Genomic DNA, 17,651 nt, shown 5'->3' with positions numbered 1-17,651 from the left:
ACTGTCATTTGTGCCAGTACCGGGCACCGAGGCGAGATCGCGCTCGAATGGTCGTCGCCGTCAGGAGTGAATGGTTCTGAGCATCAGGCCAAGCCGTTGCCTGACGATGCGGCTCCACGAAAGCTCCTCGCGGACCAGGCGGAAGCCCAGATTGGTCGGTGGCGCACCAGACGCGCAGCCGCCGGCCCGGGCATCGCGGATGAAATCCGTCACATAGGCCCGGTGCGCGCCTTCGGCGACACGGACTCCGCAATTGCTTCCGGTCCTGATGACACGTCCAGAGCCATCCTGCATCTTGCGGGTGAAGCAGGTCAACGTCCATTCCCAGACATTGCCCGCGAGATCGGCGATGCCGTGTTCGTTGACGCCGAAGCTGCCGAAGGTGCGGGCCCGGGCATCCTCCGGCTGACTGGATTCCCGCTCGTAGCGCGCGATCCAGCGGCGCGACGGATCGGTTGCGTCGACCGCAACGCCGTCGTCCCGAAAGCGGCTGCCAGCCGCGTGGGCCCATTCGGCGTCCGTCGGCAGGCGGTAGCTGTCACCCGTTGTCTGCGACATCCAGGCGGCGTAGGCCACGGCGTCGTGCCAGCTGACCTGCACAGCCGGCAGATCGGGAGCGACGGCGACGTCACGGTCGAGAGCGCGGCACGCATGGGCCGCAGCGCAGGCGTGATAGTCGGCGGCACTGACCTGGTGCGTCATGATCGTGAGCGGTCGATCGAAGCGGATCGTGGCGAGTGGTGCCTCGGCCTGGCGGTCGTTGCGAACGTGGTCGCCGGCGTCGCGATAGCTGAGCGCTCCTGGCGGGATCTCGGTCAGGGCAGGACCATCGAGGCCGGTGCTCTCGGTCCAATTGAGCCCGGTCAAGACCGGAGCCATGACGGTCGGTCCGGCCACACCGATGACGCAGGCGAGAGCGAGTTTGATCTTGAAGGCAAGCAGCATGGCAGCACGCGCGAGAGAGCGGGGGCCGGCGCACCGGCCCCCTTGAGCTGATCAGTTCGTGGAGCCGGTGGGAATGTCCGCCGGGGCCTTCACCTGCGTCATCAGGTCGTCGTTCCATTTGCCTTCGACCTTGAAATGCGCGGTCGCGCCCAGGTTGGCCGCCTCGATCAGATTGTGGGTGACGTAGGCGTAGATTCCGGGCTGCAGGAACTTGTAGAGCGCGGCGCCGGCGGAGCCGCCACGAATGAACCAAGTCTCAAGTCCGGTCTCGGGTGCGTTGGAGAACTTGCCGGTCTCCCAGACATAGTCGCCATGACCGCCGATCAGATGCGGGCGGCTGTCGCGGTTGGCTTGTGAGTGCACGATCAGGACGTTCTCACCGACATTGGCCGTCAGCGCATCCTTTCCCGTGAGCGCGCCGACCTTGCCGTTGAACACGACATGCGTCGGAATCAGCTTGCGCATGACCTCCTCGGTGTCGGTATAGGCCTCGCCGGGCGAGTCGTAGGACTTGAAGTTGCCCTTGTCGTCGCGTGGGACATAGAGATCCTGCTCACCGACGTAGTAGACGCGGTCGTAGCGCAGCGCATGGCCGTGGCCATCATTGAGACCGTCGCGCGGCAGCACCATCACGGCGCCATTCATGCCTGATACGACGTGCCAGGGGATCATCGGTCCGCCGGGGGCGCAATGATACACGAATACGCCGGTGCGCGTTGCCTTCCAACGCAGGACGACCTGCTCACCCGGATTGATCAAGGTCAATGCGCCGCCGCCGAGCGCGCCGGTCGCGGAGTGAAAATCGATGTTGTGCGGCATCGTGTTGGTGGCTGGATTGACCAGGGTCACCTCGACGTAGTCGCCCTCGTGGACAACCATCAGCGGGCCTGGCATCGAGCCGTTGAACGTCATCGCCTGGAAGGTGGTGCCCTTCTCGTCGATCACCACCTTCTTCTCCTGCACCACCAGCTTGAATTCCATGATCTTCGGACCCTGCCTGGTGGCCTGCTCGTGCACATGCACGAAAGGCGGTGGCACCAGATCAATCTTCTGGCGCGGCAGCTTGAGGTCCTCGGCCAGCGCGGGAGCCGCGAGCATCATGGCGGCAATGGCTGCGCTGAACATTGCGGTGCGGCGGGTCAACATGGATCGCTCCTTCGTTGGATCTGTTGTGGTGCCGCAATCACCATGCGCTCGGCGGGGCCAAGCTTGTTTGTGCCGCAACAATCTTCTTGAGCATTTGCGAAATCAGCCCACAGCGGCACACCGTGCCGTCGCACGCGGCCGATGCGCGAATGAGTTGCACGGGCAGGCTGACTCGAGGCGGTGAGGGATCGCCGGCTCGGCCGTACCGAATTGGGATACGCTCGCGCGCGGTCGATCCGCGGAGCGCTGAATCAGGTCGGCTGGAGAGTGAGCGATACGATCAATCGCGGTTGGCGAGCCCGTCAGCTGAGCAAGCGGACGGCCAGCAGCACGACGAAGGCCACCGCGGCCGCAATGCAAAATACCGTGGTCATGAACATGGCGATGTTGCCGAGCAAGCCGCTCGGTGCCGAGTCATCGCCAAAGGATTCGAATCCGTCGGATCGGGGAATATGGCCGCGGACATTGGCAAGGACAGCGAAGAAACGGATCATCAGGTCCAGAGCTTCCATGGCAGGTCCCTCGAATCATCCACCAGTTCATCATGAGGCGAATTAGACCGGCAACTTTGAGGAAGCGCAAAGTCTATGACGAAAGCCTGCGATTTAATGGTGGTCTAATAGGGGCATCTACCAGCAGCCCCTTGAGGAGGCTCAAGGCGGCCTATGACATTTGATGCCAAGGACGTCCAAACCCAGGTGGACAGGCAAGACACAGGCAGGACATGAGACCAGATCTCGCGGCATGCTACGGACAGGAGCGCCTCCCGCGCTATACCAGCTATCCCACGGCACCTCATTTTTCCACCGACGTTGGACCCTCGACCTATGCGGAGTGGCTTCGGGGCATTCCGTCGAATGCGACGGCATCGCTTTACCTGCATGTGCCGTTTTGTCGGTCGATGTGCTGGTATTGCGGCTGCAACACCATGGTCGCCAAGCGCGATGAGCCGATCGCGGTGTATGAATCGGCGCTACGTTGCGAGGTCGACATGGTCTCGCGCCAGATCGGCCGGCGGCTTCAGGTCGGGCACATTCATTTCGGCGGCGGCACGCCCACCATCATGGCGCCGGAGTCCTTCGTCGACCTGGTCGGATCACTGCGTCATTCCTTCTTCGTGCTGCCGTCGGCCGAGATCGCCATCGAGATCGATCCACGCACGCTGACGCCTGCGATGATCGAGGCGCTGGCGCTGAGCGGCGTCAACCGTGCAAGCCTCGGCGTGCAGAGCTTCGATTCCCGCGTCCAGTTGGCCATCAACCGGGTGCAGAGCTTCGAGCAGACCGCGGCGGCCACCACGGGGCTGCGCGAGGTCGGCATTGCCGGGATCAATTTCGATCTAATCTACGGGCTGCCACATCAGAGCGTCGCCTCCTGTCTCGAGACCGTTCGCCGTTGCGTCGAGCTGCGTCCCGACCGGCTTTCCGTGTTCGGCTATGCCCATGTCCCTTCCTTCAAGACGCACCAGCGCAAGATCCAGGATTCCTGGCTGCCGGACAGTCTGCAGCGCTATGATCAGGCGTGCGCGATCGCCAATGCGCTGAAGGAGGCAGGCTACGTCCAGATCGGGCTCGATCATTTTGCTTTGCCGACCGATCCGATGACCATCGCTTTCAGGGAAGGCCGGCTTCAGCGCAATTTCCAGGGCTATACGACTGATAGCAACGACCTGCTGATCGGCTTCGGTGCATCGGCGATCGGACATCTGCCGCAAGGCTACGTTCAAAACGCGGCCCAGGTTCGCGCCTACGAGGACAAGATTGCGTCCGGCAGCCTTGCCACCGTGAAGGGCTATGGTCTGACCGACGACGACCGCCTGCGGGCCGACATCATCGAGCGGATCATGTGCGACTATGGCGTCGATCTCGACGTCATCTGCGCCCGGCACGGCATGGAAACCGATGAGATGCTGAGATCCGCGCCGCGGCTGCAATCGTTGATTTCCGACGGGGTGGTCGAGCTCAACGGCAACGCGCTCGCCGTGACCGAGCATTCCCGGTTTCTGGTGCGCAGCGTGGCCGCCGCCTTCGATGCGCATCTCGATGCCTCGAAGCAGCTGCACAGCCGTGCCGTTTGATCGCATGCCGTGTTGCTTGTGCTGCGACAAAGACGGCTGACCTCGTGCTCGCTACCATTCGCTTCAGGATGGAGGCGCGCATGGCAATCTCATTCGATGAACTGGTCGACGACGTCATGACGCGAAGGCCGGAGACGATCCATGTCTTCCTGGCGTTCCATATGCGCTGCGTCGGCTGTCCGATCGCCTGCTTTCACAATGTCGCGGACGCCTGCCGCGAGCATGGCGTCGATCCCGACGCGTTCCTCTCGGCCCTGTCCGCCTGCACGTGATCAGGATCGAGATGGCATCGTGTCGCCCGAGCTCTGCTCTGCCAGCAACACGATCTTGTGCGGCTCGCGCAGCACGATCTTCTGGCGACCGCTTTCGACCAGGCCGAGCTGCTCCCAGGCGGAAAGGATGCGGCTCACGGTGTGCAGCGTGGTGCCGGTCATCTGCGCGATGTCCTGACGGCTGATCGGGAAGTCGATCTGGACTCCATGATCGAGCTTGCGGCCGGCCTGATTGGCGAGCCGCAGCAGCGCGTGCGCGATGCGCTGCTCGACCTGCTGGGTCGACATCTCGATCACGCGCGCATGAGTTTCCTGCAGCCGCTGGCCGACGGTCTGCAAAGTATTCGCGGCCAACGAGGGGAACTTCGCGACGAGACGCGGCCATGCGGCCGAAGGCCAGGCCAGCACGATGCTATCGTCGACGGCCGTGGCCGTCGCCGGATAGTGCTGGAGGCCGATGGCGGGCGCGACACCGAAGGTGTCGCCCGGCACCACATAGCGCACCACGATCTGGTCGCCGGTCGGCGTCGTCTTGCTGGCGCGGACGTGGCCATGCAGCAGCAGGAAGAAGGATGTGGCATCGCCGCCCTGCTCGAACACCGATCCGTTGCGGGGAACGCGAATGGAGCGGGCTTCGCGGAGCACGTCTGTCAGATCCTCGGCGGAGAGCCCGGCAAACAGTGACAGATGCGCGACCAGCGAGCGGTCGATGGAAGCCATGATGTTCTCCGCGGCAGGCGCTCCAATCGGGGAACTCAATAGCACATCTCCGCCATCGATCGGAAGTTTGTGCTGGCGCAATCCTTTGCCGCCCGTGCCCAGCTAGACGATGAGCTGGGCGTCATGATCGGCGCCGTTCCCGTCGTCAACAGGGCGAGCACGCACATGGCCATTCCGCGCGACTATCAAGGCCGGACCATTCTCGCCAACGGGTTCCGGCCGCTTTTTCTGCTCGGCGCGATTCAGGCCGCGCTGTCGATCCTGGTCTGGCTGCCGGTCTTTTACGGTGAGCTGAAGCTGAGCTCGGCCTTTGCGCCCCGCGACTGGCACGTGCACGAAATGCTCTACGGCTACCTGCCGGCCATCGTCACCGGCTTCCTGTTCACGGCCATTCCGAACTGGACCGGACGCCTGCCGATCCGCGGCCTGCCGCTGCTGACCCTCGTGGTCGTTTGGCTCGCTGGACGTATGGCCGTGACGCTGTCCGCGCTGGGCCCGTGGTGGGTCGCGCTCCTGATCGATGCGAGCTTTCTGCTGCTGGTCGTTCTGGCCGCCGCGCGCGAGATCGTTGCGGGACGGAATTGGCGCAATCTGCCCGTGGTCATGATCGTCGGCGTGTTGTGCGCCGGCAACGTCGCGTTTCATGTCGAGGCTCATCTGCGCGGGTCGGCCGATTATGCGATCCGCATAGGAGTTGCGTTGATCGTGCTGCTGTTGGCGTTGATCGGCGGCCGCATCATTCCGAGCTTCACGCGCAACTGGCTGGTGAAGCACAATCCCGGCCGGCTACCGGCGCCGTTCGGCCGCTTCGATATGGCCGTCGTGCTGTTCAGTGCGCTCTGCCTGCTCGGCTGGATCGTTGCGCCGGAAAGTGCGGCAACCGGGCTCGGGCTGGCGGCGGCAGGCGTGATGCATGCGGCGCGACTTGCGCGCTGGGCCGGCGATCGCACCGTGCGCGAACGTCTGCTGGTCATCCTGCATGTCGGCTACGCCTTCTTGCCGCTGGGTTTCCTCATCAATGCGGCGGCGAGCTTCGGATGGGTCGTGCCGAGCGCCGGGCTGCATGCCTGGATGGCCGGTGCTGCCGGCATCACGACACTCGCCGTGATGACGCGCGCCACGCTCGGCCATACCGGCCAGCCGCTGACCGCCTCGCCGGCTACCCAAGCGATCTATCTGGCGATCGTGGTTGCCGCGGTTACGCGGGTCTGCGCGGTGCTGGTGCCGGCGCATGCCGAGGCGCTGCTGCACGTCGCCGCATTCGCCTGGATCATAGCGTTCTCAGGCTTCGCGCTGGCCTTCGGTCCGTTGCTGCTCGGTCTCAAGCTTCGCGCGCTCGCGGTTCGCTCCGCCGGATCGGTTCAGCCGGTGCTCTGATTGCGCGCCACCGCCCGCGAGAAGACCACCTCGATCAACGTGCCGGACTTGGGTGCTGCCTTGATGTGGAACTGCGCACGGTTGGCTTCGACGAGGGCTTTCGTGAGCGACAGGCTGAGACCCGATCCGTCCGATATGTGCTCGGCAGCGGCTGGCGTGCGGAACGGTTCGAGCGCTGCGGCCACCTCCTGGTCGTTCAGCCCATGGCCGGTATCGCGCACGCGCAGCACGACCTCACCGAAGTCCGACATCGCGGTCGAAACGATGACCTGCCCGCCGGGATTGGCGAGCGAGATCGAGGCCGACATCAAGTTCATGGCGATCTGGCGCAGCGCACGGGCGTCGGCCACGACCGGCGGCAGCGTCTGTGACAGCGAGGTGCGGATGATGATGCGGGCGCGGTTGGCCTGCGGCTGCATGACGGCGACGCAATTCTCGACCAGCTCGTTGAGATTCTGGCTGGTGAAGGCGAGCTCGAGTTTTCCCGTCTCGATGCGCGACAGTTCGAGCAGATCGTCGATCAGGGACACCACGCGTTCGCCGGAAGTACGAATGTCGTTCATGTATTCGGCGTAGCGCGTATTGCCGAGCGTGCCGAAACGTTCGCCGATCATGACCTCGGCGAAGCCGATGATTGCGTTGAGCGGCGCGCGTACCTCGTGGCTGATCCGCGCCAGCATGTCGGCCTTGGCGTTGGCTGCCCGATCGGCGACGCGCCGCGCCTGCAGCAATTCGCTTTCGCCGCGGTGGAGCTGTGAGAGGTCGCGGAAGACGGCAAAGAAGTTCGGACCGTCGGTCCTGGTCCGGCCGATCGTCATCGACACCGGGATGACGCCGCCCTGGGCGACCTTGCCGAGCACCTCGTGACCCTGATCCAGCACGCTGGATGCGCCGGCCTGCTGCACACTGTCCAGGTAGTCCAGCACGAGGCGGGCGCTCTCCGGCGCAAACAGCTCGATCAGATTCCGACGCACCAGCGCCGCGCCATCAAAGCCGAACAGCGCCTCAGCGCTGCGATTGCAGGCGTGGATGTTGCCGCCGGCATCGAACATCAGGATGCCCTCGGCGGTGACGTCGAGGATCGCGGCGAGGTCTTCGGCGTCGGCATGACCGGCGGCAGGTGGGGCAACGACGAGCGGCGGGGGTATGGCTGGTGCCGCGGCAGCCGGCGTCGGTGTGGTTTCCGCGGCCGTGGGGATCGCCACGGCCGGGCCGGGCGCGGGCGCAAAGATCAGCGCATGTGCGGTGTCACCGTCCCAGGTAATCGTGAACAGGCGCGCTTCGGCCTTGACCTCCTCGCTGGAGGAGCCGTCGGCCGCCGAGATCGTCACGGGCGTGCCGCCCTCGGACTTGCTCGACGACGACACGCCGGGCTCGACATAGAGCGCATCGAGGCCACCGGCCTGCTCCAGCGCCGCGAGGTCGGTATAGCCCAGCTGCTTGAAGAAGGCCGGATTGCCATAGAGCAGCCGGTCGAGCCGGTAGATCAGCATGCCCGTCGGCAGCAGGTCGAGCAGGATGCGATCGCGGTGGCTGTCGCCCTGCGCGGGTGCTTCTTCAGGCCCGAGCCATTCGGTCTGCAGGCTGCCCGCGTGCTCAAAGGTCGCGTCCATGGCCTGCCGGTCTTGTTGTTGTGAGGGCGAGGGCTCGTTGAAGCGCGAACCCGGTTCGGGCGTTGCGCCGGAGGCGTCCGCCGGCGAACTGCGCATTTCGCCTTCGAGCCGGGCCGACAGCTGCCGCGCGAGTTCGTGGAACGCATTGTTCTCCACGGGCGTGAGCGCCGGATGTTTGGCTTCGCCCGGCGGCCTGAACGGCACGACGTTCCCAGCGGCCTCGACGCCGCTGCCGTCGGTCTGCGGCGCAACCGCCGCATCGGCAGCGTCGAGCGCAAACTCGGCGACGTTGTCCTGGTTGTCCTGCCGGGACGGCGCAGCTGCGTCCGGGGCATCGCCGGATTCGGCACGATGATCACTCTGTCCGCCGGCAATCGAACGATCAGTCGCGCCTGTATCGGCGGACTCGGCGCCGGGCAATCTCTCCAGCCGCTCGAGCGCCTCGAGGTCGCGGCAGACGCCGAACCCGCGATAGCCCGTATAGGTCTCGTCTTCGGCGAACACCGGCAGGCCCGACAGCTCGACGGCAAGCTGCTCGCAGCCATCGGTAGGCCAGTTGACGATGAGGCCGCTCCAGGTCTCCCGGGTCTCGATGGCCGCGCCGACCTGTCCGTTCGGATCAAGGCCCAGCGATGCCGCAAGCTCGTGCCACGGCCGGCCCTGATGCGCTGCCGTCCGCTTGCCGATCAGCCGGATGAACTCGTCGGAGCCAAGCGAGAAGCGCCCCATGACGTCCATGGTCCATGTGAACCGAAGCGGGTGGCGGCGGTCGCCGGCTGACTGCACCGCGTCCGTGACATCGGCGCTGTCCTGGGGCTCCGCGTGGCCGTGCGAGGTCTGCGCCGGAGGTTGGTCTGAGGCATTCACGTACGTCATCGTCGGCGACTCCGGCGCGAGCGGTTCGAACAGGTCGGCTTCGGCCACGTCGTCGATCAGCAGGAATTCGGCCGGCGCTTCGTTCGAGAGCGCGGGTGCTTCGTAGTTGGTGTGGCGTTCAGTCATTGCATCCATCGAAGGGGGAGGCGGAGTCTCGGTCGCGTCCTCGGGGGCAATATCCGTGGGGGCTGGTGCCGGGGCGGCATTGGCCGCGGCATCTGCGTCAGGCGTCAGCACTGAGCTCGCCGCCTCTATCTCTTCTATCTCTTCGGGCGGCGCGGGCAGCAGGACCGCGACCAGCCCGATCTGGTTGGCGGTGCCGATACGGTAAAGCGTTGCGCGCTCGGCGCCGAACTGGACCTCTGCAACACCATCGGCGAGCGCCGCGTTGCGGGCATCCGCGAACAACGGTTTGCTGAGGTCGCGCATGCCGAACAGACGACGGCCGGCCGCGCTGACGCCGGCGAATTGGCCGTCCTGCGTGAATGCGATCAGTGCGGTCGTACTATTGTCTGCCAGCCGCTTCAGACGTTCCGTCAGAGGAAAGCTGCGTCCCCCGGTGTCGGTGCTGGTGATCAGAACGGCGCGCGTGCCGTCAGGCAGATCCATCGTGGCGCAGCCGCAGGTCGCGAGCGTGCCGAGCGGCGCGCCGAAGCCGCGCAGGCGTTCGAGCCGGATGGTGCCGTTCTCGGGGAGCCGTCGCGCCAGTTGAGCAATCTGGCGGCGATGTTGATCGGCGGGGCCGAACGTCTTTTCGATCAGCGCCGAAGCACTGGCTGCACCGAACGCACGTGCACCGATCGCATTGGTCCACAGCACGCGAGTGCCATCGGCCGACCATAGCCAAGCCGACAGGCTTCCCGCGGCGTGGACGGCCAGCCGCGGGTCGCTCAGGGCCTGCAATTCGAGATCGGCGTGGTTCATGGGCGGCGACGGTGAACGGCTTTCGGTGACGTTGATCGGTGGCCGGACTGGCTGCGTTAAGAATTCGTTACTATCGCGCGTTTTGAGGGCAGAGGTCCACGGCCGGTCAGCGCGCTAGTCCTGCTAAAGCTTGGATAACCTTAATGTGTTCCCCGTGCACCCTTTGGACGCAAAATCAGGGGCGCCAAGCCGGGGTGTTGCACGTTGCAATTCCGGCGCCTGCGGTCACGATGGCAACCGCGGGCCGTCGAACGGCCCTGCGGCATGGACGGTGGCGGCATGGCCGAACCGGGGCATTTGGCAGCGACCGTGGCCGATCCGAACATCGGAAGGATGGAACCATGACTGACGACGGGCGCCGTTTCGAGATTCCGAAGGACATGCGAGCCGCGGCCGAGGCCGGCTTCGACCAGGCCCGCCAAGCCTTCGAGAAGTTCCTGGCCGGAGCGGAGGCCACGGCCGGGTCGCTCGATGAGCGCGGCGCGACCGTGCGGGCCGGGGCCAAGGATATCGGCGCGAAGGTCCTCTCCTATGCCGAGAAGAACGTGCAGTCGTCCCTGGTCTACGCCCAGTCACTGGTCCACGCCAAGGACCTGCCGGACGTGCTCCGGCTGCACAGCGAATTCGTCCAGGGGCAAATGCGATCGCTGGCCGAACAGGCGAGCGAAATGGGCCAAGCCATCAGCAAGGCGGCCGTTGAGGCGGCCAAACCGAAGGTCCTGCGCTCATGGCGAAGCGGAGAACGGGTGTGTCGAACTGTGGTTGTGCATGTCTGCGGCTGAAGCGACCGTGCGACAAAAGAGTTCCTGATTTCGGGATTTTCGTTGCATTGCACAAAATTGACACGATATAGCTCTACGTGAGGTTGTTGTTACCTCCCAGGGGCGGTTCCTCTGCGTGATCCGAAGTGAATGGTCCCGTTGCCGGGACGGTCCAATTTCAGTCTTTTAGAAGGATGCATGCCATGACCAATGCCACCGATCCGTTCTCTGCTTCCGTCATTCCGTTCGAGGTTCCCGAGCAGGTGCGCGCGTTCGCCGAGAAGGGCGTGTCGCAGGCCCGTGAGAACTATGCGAAGTTCAAGGATGCTGCGGAGACCCACAATTCGGCCGTCGAGGCCTTCTTCGCCAACGCCAGCAAGGGCACTGGCGCGTACTCGTCCAAGGTCATGGAGTTCATGAAGGCCAATACGACGGCCTCGCTGGACTTCGCCCAGGAGTTGTTCGGCATCAAGTCGCCATCCGAGGCGATGGAGCTGTGGACCGGCTTTACCCGCAAGCAGTTCGAGACGTTCACGGCTCAGGCCAAGGAGCTCAGCGAGCTCGGTCAGAAGGTGGCGGCCGAGACGGTCGAGCCGATCAAGGAGAGCGCCTCCAAGCTGTTCAAGCCGGCGGCCTGACGTTCGGCAATTCGCCGGGCGCCCGGCACGACCGGGCGCCGGCCATAGGCCAGATCTTCGTTCCGGGCCCGGGCGCGTTGCGTCCGGGCCCGGTGATTTTGGCGTGGCGCCAAAACTGAATCGACGCCAAAAAACGGCGGCATGGGGGGAGACTTTATCCGTTCTCGGCCTTGCCAAAGCCGCGCGTTGCACCTAGTTTCCGGCCCGTTCGGTTGCCCCTCCGCGGGCGCGACCCGATGGCGAATGCAGTTGTAGCTCAGTTGGTTAGAGCGCCTGTCTGTGGAACAGGAGGTCGGTGGTTCGAGCCCACCCAACTGTACCACAGCAGTGGAAAACTCCCGCCTCTCCAGTAACTTGCTGATAGACCTGACGTATTTGCGCGCCCTAAAATTCAAAAAGGGGTACAAATGGCGTTGCGGATGGTCGGACTAATTACCGCGAAGAATGGTGATCGGGTAGCTCGTAGGGGCATTCCGGAGGACGTGCGGGACGAGTACGCGGGCTGTACGGCGTTCGTTGGGAAGCGCAGCTCCGCATCTCGGCCGGGACACCCAAGGCGGTCGCCCAGACTAAGCACGGCGAAGGGTTGGCCGAGGTTGAAACTCGTAGAAGCGCGCTCACGGTCCGTGAAATCTGGCTCTCGGCATCGAGGCGTGTGTTTGAGTGGGCCAAAGAGCACAAGCGCCTCCGTCAGAACCCATTCGCCGAGATCAAGGCGGACGTGCCCCGGAAGGTCGAGACACGAGAGGAGGGAAGGTCGTTCACGGATGCCGAAGTGCGGATGGTCCTGAATGCCAGCCTGGCTACGCTAAGCCGACCACCCCGACCCATAGGGCGCGCCGGTGGGTGGCTTGGCTATGTGCCTACTCGGGGTGCGCGGCCAAGTGAGATTACGCAGCTCGGGGCCAGCGACATAGAAGCCCGAGACGGCTTGTATGTGATGCGGCTTACGCCTGAGGCGGGCACGGTGAAGACACGAAAGGCGCGCGTCGTGCCTCTTCACGAGCACCTCATCGCCCAAGACTTGCTTGCTGTGGTGAAGCAAGTTGGCGCCGGGGCGCTTTTCTACAATGACACGCCGCCGCAGGCTGCAAGTGCTGGTCCTTTCAAGCCGGCGCGTTCGGATGGGCGTGGCCCAATGGGCAGCTGGCGCCCAGGCGCGGCTAAGCATTCGAAATGGATTGGCAATTACATTCGCGGGCGCGGACACTCTCTCCGCCACGCGAATTTCCAGGCTGGCCCGCGCTTGAAAGAGTCCCTGGAGCCTGTGGGTTTAGAGTCCAAGCGCGCCGTCCTCCACCTGCCAATTCCCCAGCTCCCACCGCGTCGGATCAGCCGGCTTGTCCCACGCCGCGTGGAGCAGTGTCGTGCCGACCGGCGTCCGGCTTCGCCGCAGGCGAGGCATTCGAGCTCAGCTGTCGCAGCCGTTTAAATGTCTGATCGGTCGCGCGAGCGGCCAGCCACGGCGCCTTTCGGTGCGGGCGTCTGCCATCGAGGCTTGCCTTCGGTTGCCGCTGATCTCGCTGTCGATCGGTGTAACGACGTTTGACGCCGTCGTGCGTCGGTGCTGGGCGATCTCGGCTCTGTCTGATGAAGGCCGTCGCCGCAGCCCATGCGTGCGTCGGCCGGCGCGAACTCACCGATAGATCTTTGCATCTGTCTCGAACAATAACACGCCGATCGATCGGCAAACGAAAACCCGATCGGAGGTTTGTTGAATCCGGCGCGCTGTGTCCCGCAACGCAATGCGCCACGCGCGTCCCGGAAATGAGGAAGCATGCGGCCCCGATACGGACGGGAGGTACGCTGGCGGATCTCTGTCACTCCGGCGGACAAGACTTCAATGCGTCGGCAAAAATTACATCTTAAAGTTGACTTGATTCAAGTTTCGATAGAGACTTTAAATTATTCTCGGGGAGCGCGAATTCCGGGCGGACAAGTTGAAATGGCCAAAGCACAGTCGGATTGGCAGGACGGGCTCTTGAAAGTCGTTGTGAATGAGGAAGAGCAATACTCGATCTGGCCCGTCGAGCAGAAACCTCCGACAGGTTGGCGTGAGGCCGGCAAGTCGGGTTACCGGGACGATTGCCTTAACTACATTGCCGAAGTCTGGCGCGACATGCGTCCCCTAAGCATTGGCAGGTGACTCCGCCGCAGGGTCGCGGTCACTTTGCATCGGTGAAAGAACGCATTTCCAGCGATCGCCACGGTGGAGAAATCCGCCACGAATTTCATTGCGCCGATGGCGCGGGGGGTGTCCTCACTTGCGTGACGGGATCACCATAGTCTCGATGCTCCGGGCGGCGGCCGCCGCCAACCCGGAACGGAACGTCTGCACGTTCATCGGTGGTGGCCGTGGTGACAGACATGTTTCCTACGAGCGCCTTGACCGCGAGGCCTGCGCGATCGCCGTCCAACTGCAGCAGGCCGGAGCCGACGAAGAAATCATTGCCGATGAAGCGCATCGGCCTCGGCGGACCGCGCTCGTCGTATTTCCGGCAGGACCCGAATTTCTCGCCGGCTTTTTCGGTTGCCTCTATGCGGGCGTCGTCGCGATACCGACCCGCTATCCCAGCGCCAGGCAATCGATCGAATATCTGAAGAACATCGTCGTCGATTCCGGCGCCGCGATCGGGCTGACGACGGCCGAGCTGCAACCGCTTCTCGCGCGTGAACTCAATGCGGTGCGATGGCTGATCGCAGCGGATATCGATCTCGCGTGCGCAGACGACTGGAAAGATCCCGCCAGCGGCAGCGACGATGTCGCATACCTGCAATACACGTCGGGCTCGACGGCTGCCCCGAAAGGCGTGGTCATCTGCCACCGGCACATCATGGCGAACTCGGCCGATTTTCGTGGCCACTTCGCGGTCGAGCCGGACAGCCGGATCCTGTCATGGCTGCCGCATTTTCACGATCTCGGCCTGATCTTCGGCTGCATCCAACCGATCTACGCCGGCTGCACGGCATTCGCGATGCCGCCGGCCATGTTCGCGCAGCGGCCACTGCTTTGGCTGCAGGCGATTTCGCGGCATCGGATCACCCACAGCGCGGCGCCCAATTTCGGCTATCAGAACTGCCTGGCGATTCCGCCGGATCAGCTCGAAGGGCTGGATCTGACAAGCTGGCGGGTCGCGATCAATGGCGCCGAGCCCGTGCGAGCCGATACGATCGAGGCGTTCATTCGCCGCTTCGAGCCCTATGGCTTCTCGGCCGATGCGATGTGTCCGGGCTACGGGCTGGCCGAGGCGACGCTGGTGGCGACGGCTTGCGGTCCCGGTCGTCCCCCCGAGATTCGCGCGATCAGGACGGACCGTCTCGCGGAAGGTCTGTTCGAGGTGGCGGGCGGAGAGCAGCGCAGCAGGCTGTTCGTCGGCTCCGGTCGCGCGAATTCCAGAACGCAAATCGTGATCGCCGATCCGGCCTCGCGCGTTCGTTGCGGTCCGGGCCAGATCGGGGAGATCTGGCTTGCCGGACCGGGCGTGGCGTCGGGTTATTGGCAACGCCCCGAGGCGTCCGCGCAGAAATTCGCCGCGACCCTGGCGGGCACGCATGACGGCCCCTTCCTGCGCACCGGCGATCTCGGTGCGATGGACGACGGCGAGCTTTTCGTGCTCGGCAGGATGGATGACCTGATCGTCGTTCGCGGCGCCAACCACAGCGCAGAGGACATCGAAGCTACGATTGAGGCCAGCGATCCGGCGCTGCAGCCGGGCGGCGGCGCCGCCGTCGCGATCGACATCGGCGGCGAGACGCGGCTGGTGATCGTGCACGAAATCCAGCGGCAGGCGATGCGCGAACTCGAAAGCGATCGCGTGGTGCGGTCGATCCTGCGGGCGGTGTTCGAGGGCTATGGGATCGAAGTCGCGGCGGTGCTGCTGCTGCGGCCGCGCGGGCTGCCAAGGACGCATAGCGGCAAGAAAAAACGCAGCGCCTGCCGGCAGGCATTTCTCGATGGAACGCTGCCGAACCTGACCAAATGGACAACGACGAAGCTGCGGGAAGCCCTGACGGCTTCCGGCACGGCCGATGCCGTCACGCTCGCGGTGAACTCCATCGAGGCCTTTACGGATTCGTCTCATCAGGGGGAGCCAATGCTTGTCGTCAAAGACCGCGGCCTCCTTAAATCTGATTCCAGCGTTCGCGACGATCTCGGCCATGGGGATCGCGGCACCGACCAGGTCAGGGAATTGACCAACTGGCTGCGCAACTATGCTGACGAGCGGATCAATTCCCGTCTCATGGATGAACGCCGTTCCATCGCGCCACATGTCGTGCTGGACCTTGGCAATCACGGCGTGCTCGGCCTGCAGGTCCCCAAACGCTATGGCGGGCTGGCGCTGAACAATCGTCAGTTCGCGCTGATACTCGAGCAGCTGGCCGCGATCGATCTCACGCTTGCTTCATTCGTCGCCGTCAACAACTGCCTGGGTATCCGGCCGATCCAGCGTTACGGTAATGCCAGGCAGCGCGAAGAGCTGCTGCCCGGTCTCGCCACCGGCCGGCAGCTTGCGGCTTTCGCGATGACCGAGCCGGAGGCCGGATCGAACGTGCGCGGCATCCGCGCGCAGGGTCGGCCTGACGGCCAGGACGGCTGGCATCTCTGGGGCACCAAGATCTGGAGTGGTTCGGCCGCATGGTCCGGCGTCATCAACACCTTCGTCAGGGTCGAGGGCGGCGAGCCAGGTCGAGGCCAGGGCATCACCGGCTTCATGGTCCGGCAGGGTAGCGCCGGCCTGCGCATGGGACCCGAGGCCTTGACCATGGGCCTGCGCGGCATGGTCCAGAATGAAGTCAGGCTGGAAGGCGTGCGGGTCTCGGCCGACGACATGCTTGGCGGACTCGGCGACGGCATGATTTGCGCCATGGACACCATGGAATTCGGCAGGTTCAGCGTCGCGGCCATGAGCGTCGGCGTCATCAAGCGCTGTCTGCAGCTGATGGTACGGCACGCTGGCCGCCGCTCCATCGTCACCGGCAAGCTGAGCGCGAATCCGGTGACGATGACGCGGATCAGCGACCTGACTGCAGCCGCAACCGCGCTCGACGCGCTGATCGGCCTTGTCGCCAACAGGCTCGACGACAATCTGCCGGTGCCGGCCGAGCTGTTCTGTGCCTGCAAGGTCGCGGGACCTGAATATGCATGGCGTGCCGCCGATCATCTCGTCCAGCAGCTTGCCGGCCGCGGTTACATCGAGACCAATCTGGCGCCGCAGATCCTGCGCGATACGCGAATACTTCGGATCTTCGAGGGGCCGACCGAAGCGATGATCATGCATATCGGCTCTCGCCTGGTTCACAATCCCAGGGAGCTGCGCCAGCTGATCGGGGACGAGCTGCAGCAGCCGACGCTGGCCGCGGAGATCGAAGTCGCCGCCGGCCGGATTGTCGAGCGGTGCAAGGCACCGGGAAGCCGTTTTGCGGATCAGTCGGCGGCGATGAACTGGGCCTATCATCTGACGGGTGACGTCGGAACCCTCGGTATCCTGCTTGCCTGCGTCAGATCCCGCAGCAGGCTTGCGCCTGGTCCGCTGTTGCGTCGCGCCGAGGATTGGGCGCGTCTGCGCTTCGATCAGCGGCTTGCGCGCGCGCTCGGCACCAGTCCGGCCGAAGTGGCGCTGCTCGACGCCGCGGAGGCCGAGCGGCTGGTCGCTGGCTATGTCGAGACCATCGGCGACATCGAGCAGAGCATGCCGGGCGAGCAGTCCGACCGCGACGTCCTGATCGGGCGGCACGCCGCGCAGACGGCAGCTCACCGCATCGAGTCCGACGCATCGCGCGACGCGCCAACATCGCCTGGCCGGCGGCATGATGCAGGTGCGGATCCGCAGCCGCAGGCCGCGCACGGCATCGCTGCGGAGGGCGGCGCCAACGCCGACAGGATTCGCGAGATCAACGCATGGCTGGCCAATTGGATGGCTCAGGCCTTTGAAATTCCAGCCGCGGGGATCGCGCCCGCGGATCGCTTCGGCGATTTCGGGATGGATTCGGTCAGGGCCGTCATGCTGATCAATGCATTGGAAGAATGGCTCGGCCTGGAATTGCCGCCCACGCTGATATGGGACACCCCGAGGCTTGGCGAGATGGCGAATCATCTCGCTGGCCTGCTGTCCCGCAACGGTGATGCGCGCCCGCACATTCGCTTCGGTGATTCCCCTGCGTTGAAGATTGACGGGCGCGCGCCGATCGAGAGCGACATCGCCCTTCTGGCCCAGGTCGATCAGCTTAGCCCCGACGAACTGACTTCGCTGCTGGCCCAGTTTCCCAAAGCCGATTGACGGGCATGACCGAAATGACCTCCG

11 protein-coding genes, 1 tRNA gene and 1 pseudogene are annotated in these 17,651 nt (G+C 64.5%); 8 read left to right on the top strand and 5 right to left on the bottom strand.

Going from position 1 to position 17,651, the window contains the following annotated elements:
* Positions 1 to 60: 60 nt before the first annotated feature.
* The 3 genes from LQG66_RS18640 to LQG66_RS18630 form a co-directional block, all read right to left on the bottom strand.
* Positions 61 to 945 (bottom strand): SUMF1/EgtB/PvdO family nonheme iron enzyme, encoded by an 885-nt coding sequence (locus LQG66_RS18640; RefSeq protein WP_231327628.1) that lies wholly within the window; start codon positions 943 to 945, stop codon positions 61 to 63.
* A gap of 51 nt (positions 946 to 996) precedes the next feature.
* The gene (gene nirK, locus LQG66_RS18635) at positions 997 to 2,091 is read right to left on the bottom strand and encodes a copper-containing nitrite reductase (protein ID WP_231327627.1); all 1,095 of its coding nucleotides are present in this window, start codon (positions 2,089 to 2,091) and stop codon (positions 997 to 999) included.
* 302 nt (positions 2,092 to 2,393) lie between these two features.
* The gene (locus LQG66_RS18630; protein ID WP_231327626.1) at positions 2,394 to 2,603 is read right to left on the bottom strand and encodes a hypothetical protein; all 210 of its coding nucleotides are present in this window, start codon (positions 2,601 to 2,603) and stop codon (positions 2,394 to 2,396) included.
* A gap of 212 nt (positions 2,604 to 2,815) precedes the next feature.
* On the opposite strand from LQG66_RS18630, the gene hemN reads away from it, so the two are divergent.
* Both hemN and LQG66_RS18620 read left to right on the top strand, forming a co-directional pair.
* Positions 2,816 to 4,168: an oxygen-independent coproporphyrinogen III oxidase gene (hemN, locus tag LQG66_RS18625; RefSeq protein ID WP_231327625.1), complete on the top strand. Its 1,353-nt coding sequence runs from the start codon at positions 2,816 to 2,818 to the stop codon at positions 4,166 to 4,168.
* Positions 4,169 to 4,248: 80 nt separating this feature from the next.
* Positions 4,249 to 4,440, top strand: a complete 192-nt coding sequence (locus LQG66_RS18620) for a DUF1858 domain-containing protein (protein WP_231327624.1) — start codon at positions 4,249 to 4,251, stop codon at positions 4,438 to 4,440.
* Here the strand turns inward: LQG66_RS18620 and LQG66_RS18615 are convergent, their stop codons facing one another.
* Positions 4,441 to 5,160, bottom strand: a complete 720-nt coding sequence (locus tag LQG66_RS18615; protein WP_231327623.1) for a Crp/Fnr family transcriptional regulator — start codon at positions 5,158 to 5,160, stop codon at positions 4,441 to 4,443. It lies immediately after the preceding gene.
* A gap of 165 nt (positions 5,161 to 5,325) precedes the next feature.
* Here LQG66_RS18615 and LQG66_RS18610 point away from each other — a divergent pair, with 165 nt between their 5' ends.
* Entirely contained in the window at positions 5,326 to 6,537 is a 1,212-nt protein-coding gene (locus LQG66_RS18610) for an NnrS family protein (protein ID WP_231327846.1), read from the top strand.
* Here LQG66_RS18610 and LQG66_RS18605 read toward each other — a convergent pair.
* Positions 6,522 to 9,950 (bottom strand): PAS domain-containing sensor histidine kinase, encoded by a 3,429-nt coding sequence (locus LQG66_RS18605; RefSeq protein ID WP_231327622.1) that lies wholly within the window; start codon positions 9,948 to 9,950, stop codon positions 6,522 to 6,524. The genes LQG66_RS18610 and LQG66_RS18605 overlap by 16 nt on opposite strands.
* Positions 9,951 to 10,291: 341 nt before the next feature.
* On the opposite strand from LQG66_RS18605, the pseudogene LQG66_RS18600 reads away from it, so the two are divergent.
* From LQG66_RS18600 to LQG66_RS18580, 5 genes and pseudogenes are all read left to right on the top strand, one after another.
* Positions 10,292 to 10,666, top strand: a pseudogene (locus LQG66_RS18600) (phasin); the annotation flags it as partial.
* Between the two features lie 248 nt (positions 10,667 to 10,914).
* Positions 10,915 to 11,349 carry a phasin gene (locus LQG66_RS18595; RefSeq protein WP_231327621.1) on the top strand — a complete coding sequence of 145 codons (435 nt, stop codon included), beginning with the start codon at positions 10,915 to 10,917 and terminating at the stop codon, positions 11,347 to 11,349.
* 245 nt (positions 11,350 to 11,594) lie between these two features.
* Positions 11,595 to 11,671 (top strand) — tRNA-His (locus LQG66_RS18590).
* A gap of 1,623 nt (positions 11,672 to 13,294) precedes the next feature.
* The gene (locus tag LQG66_RS18585; protein WP_231327620.1) at positions 13,295 to 13,495 is read left to right on the top strand and encodes an MbtH family protein; all 201 of its coding nucleotides are present in this window, start codon (positions 13,295 to 13,297) and stop codon (positions 13,493 to 13,495) included.
* Between the two features lie 118 nt (positions 13,496 to 13,613).
* Complete coding sequence (locus LQG66_RS18580; RefSeq protein WP_231327619.1) at positions 13,614 to 17,627, top strand: AMP-binding protein; 4,014 nt, start codon at positions 13,614 to 13,616, stop codon at positions 17,625 to 17,627.
* Positions 17,628 to 17,651: the final 24 nt, after the last annotated feature.

The sequence above is a fragment of the Bradyrhizobium ontarionense genome (assembly GCF_021088345.1).
Taxonomy (GTDB): Bacteria; Pseudomonadota; Alphaproteobacteria; order Rhizobiales; family Xanthobacteraceae; genus Bradyrhizobium; species Bradyrhizobium ontarionense.
The sequence above is the reverse complement of the archived record's forward strand: the minus strand, read 5'-3'. Positions and strand labels throughout refer to the sequence as shown.

Bases quoted from the DNA above. Each gene is read 5' to 3' on its own strand.
- LQG66_RS18640 (WP_231327628.1), bottom strand. From the start codon at position 945: ATGCTGCTTGCCTTCAAGATCAAACTCGCTCTCGCCTGCGTCATCGGT.
- nirK (WP_231327627.1), bottom strand. From the start codon at position 2,091: ATGTTGACCCGCCGCACCGCAATGTTCAGCGCAGCCATTGCCGCCATG.
- LQG66_RS18630 (WP_231327626.1), bottom strand. From the start codon at position 2,603: ATGGAAGCTCTGGACCTGATGATCCGTTTCTTCGCTGTCCTTGCCAAT.
- hemN (WP_231327625.1), top strand. From the start codon at position 2,816: ATGAGACCAGATCTCGCGGCATGCTACGGACAGGAGCGCCTCCCGCGC.
- LQG66_RS18620 (WP_231327624.1), top strand. From the start codon at position 4,249: ATGGCAATCTCATTCGATGAACTGGTCGACGACGTCATGACGCGAAGG.
- LQG66_RS18615 (WP_231327623.1), bottom strand. From the start codon at position 5,160: ATGGCTTCCATCGACCGCTCGCTGGTCGCGCATCTGTCACTGTTTGCC.
- LQG66_RS18610 (WP_231327846.1), top strand. From the start codon at position 5,326: ATGGCCATTCCGCGCGACTATCAAGGCCGGACCATTCTCGCCAACGGG.
- LQG66_RS18605 (WP_231327622.1), bottom strand. From the start codon at position 9,950: ATGAACCACGCCGATCTCGAATTGCAGGCCCTGAGCGACCCGCGGCTG.
- LQG66_RS18595 (WP_231327621.1), top strand. From the start codon at position 10,915: ATGACCAATGCCACCGATCCGTTCTCTGCTTCCGTCATTCCGTTCGAG.
- LQG66_RS18585 (WP_231327620.1), top strand. From the start codon at position 13,295: ATGGCCAAAGCACAGTCGGATTGGCAGGACGGGCTCTTGAAAGTCGTT.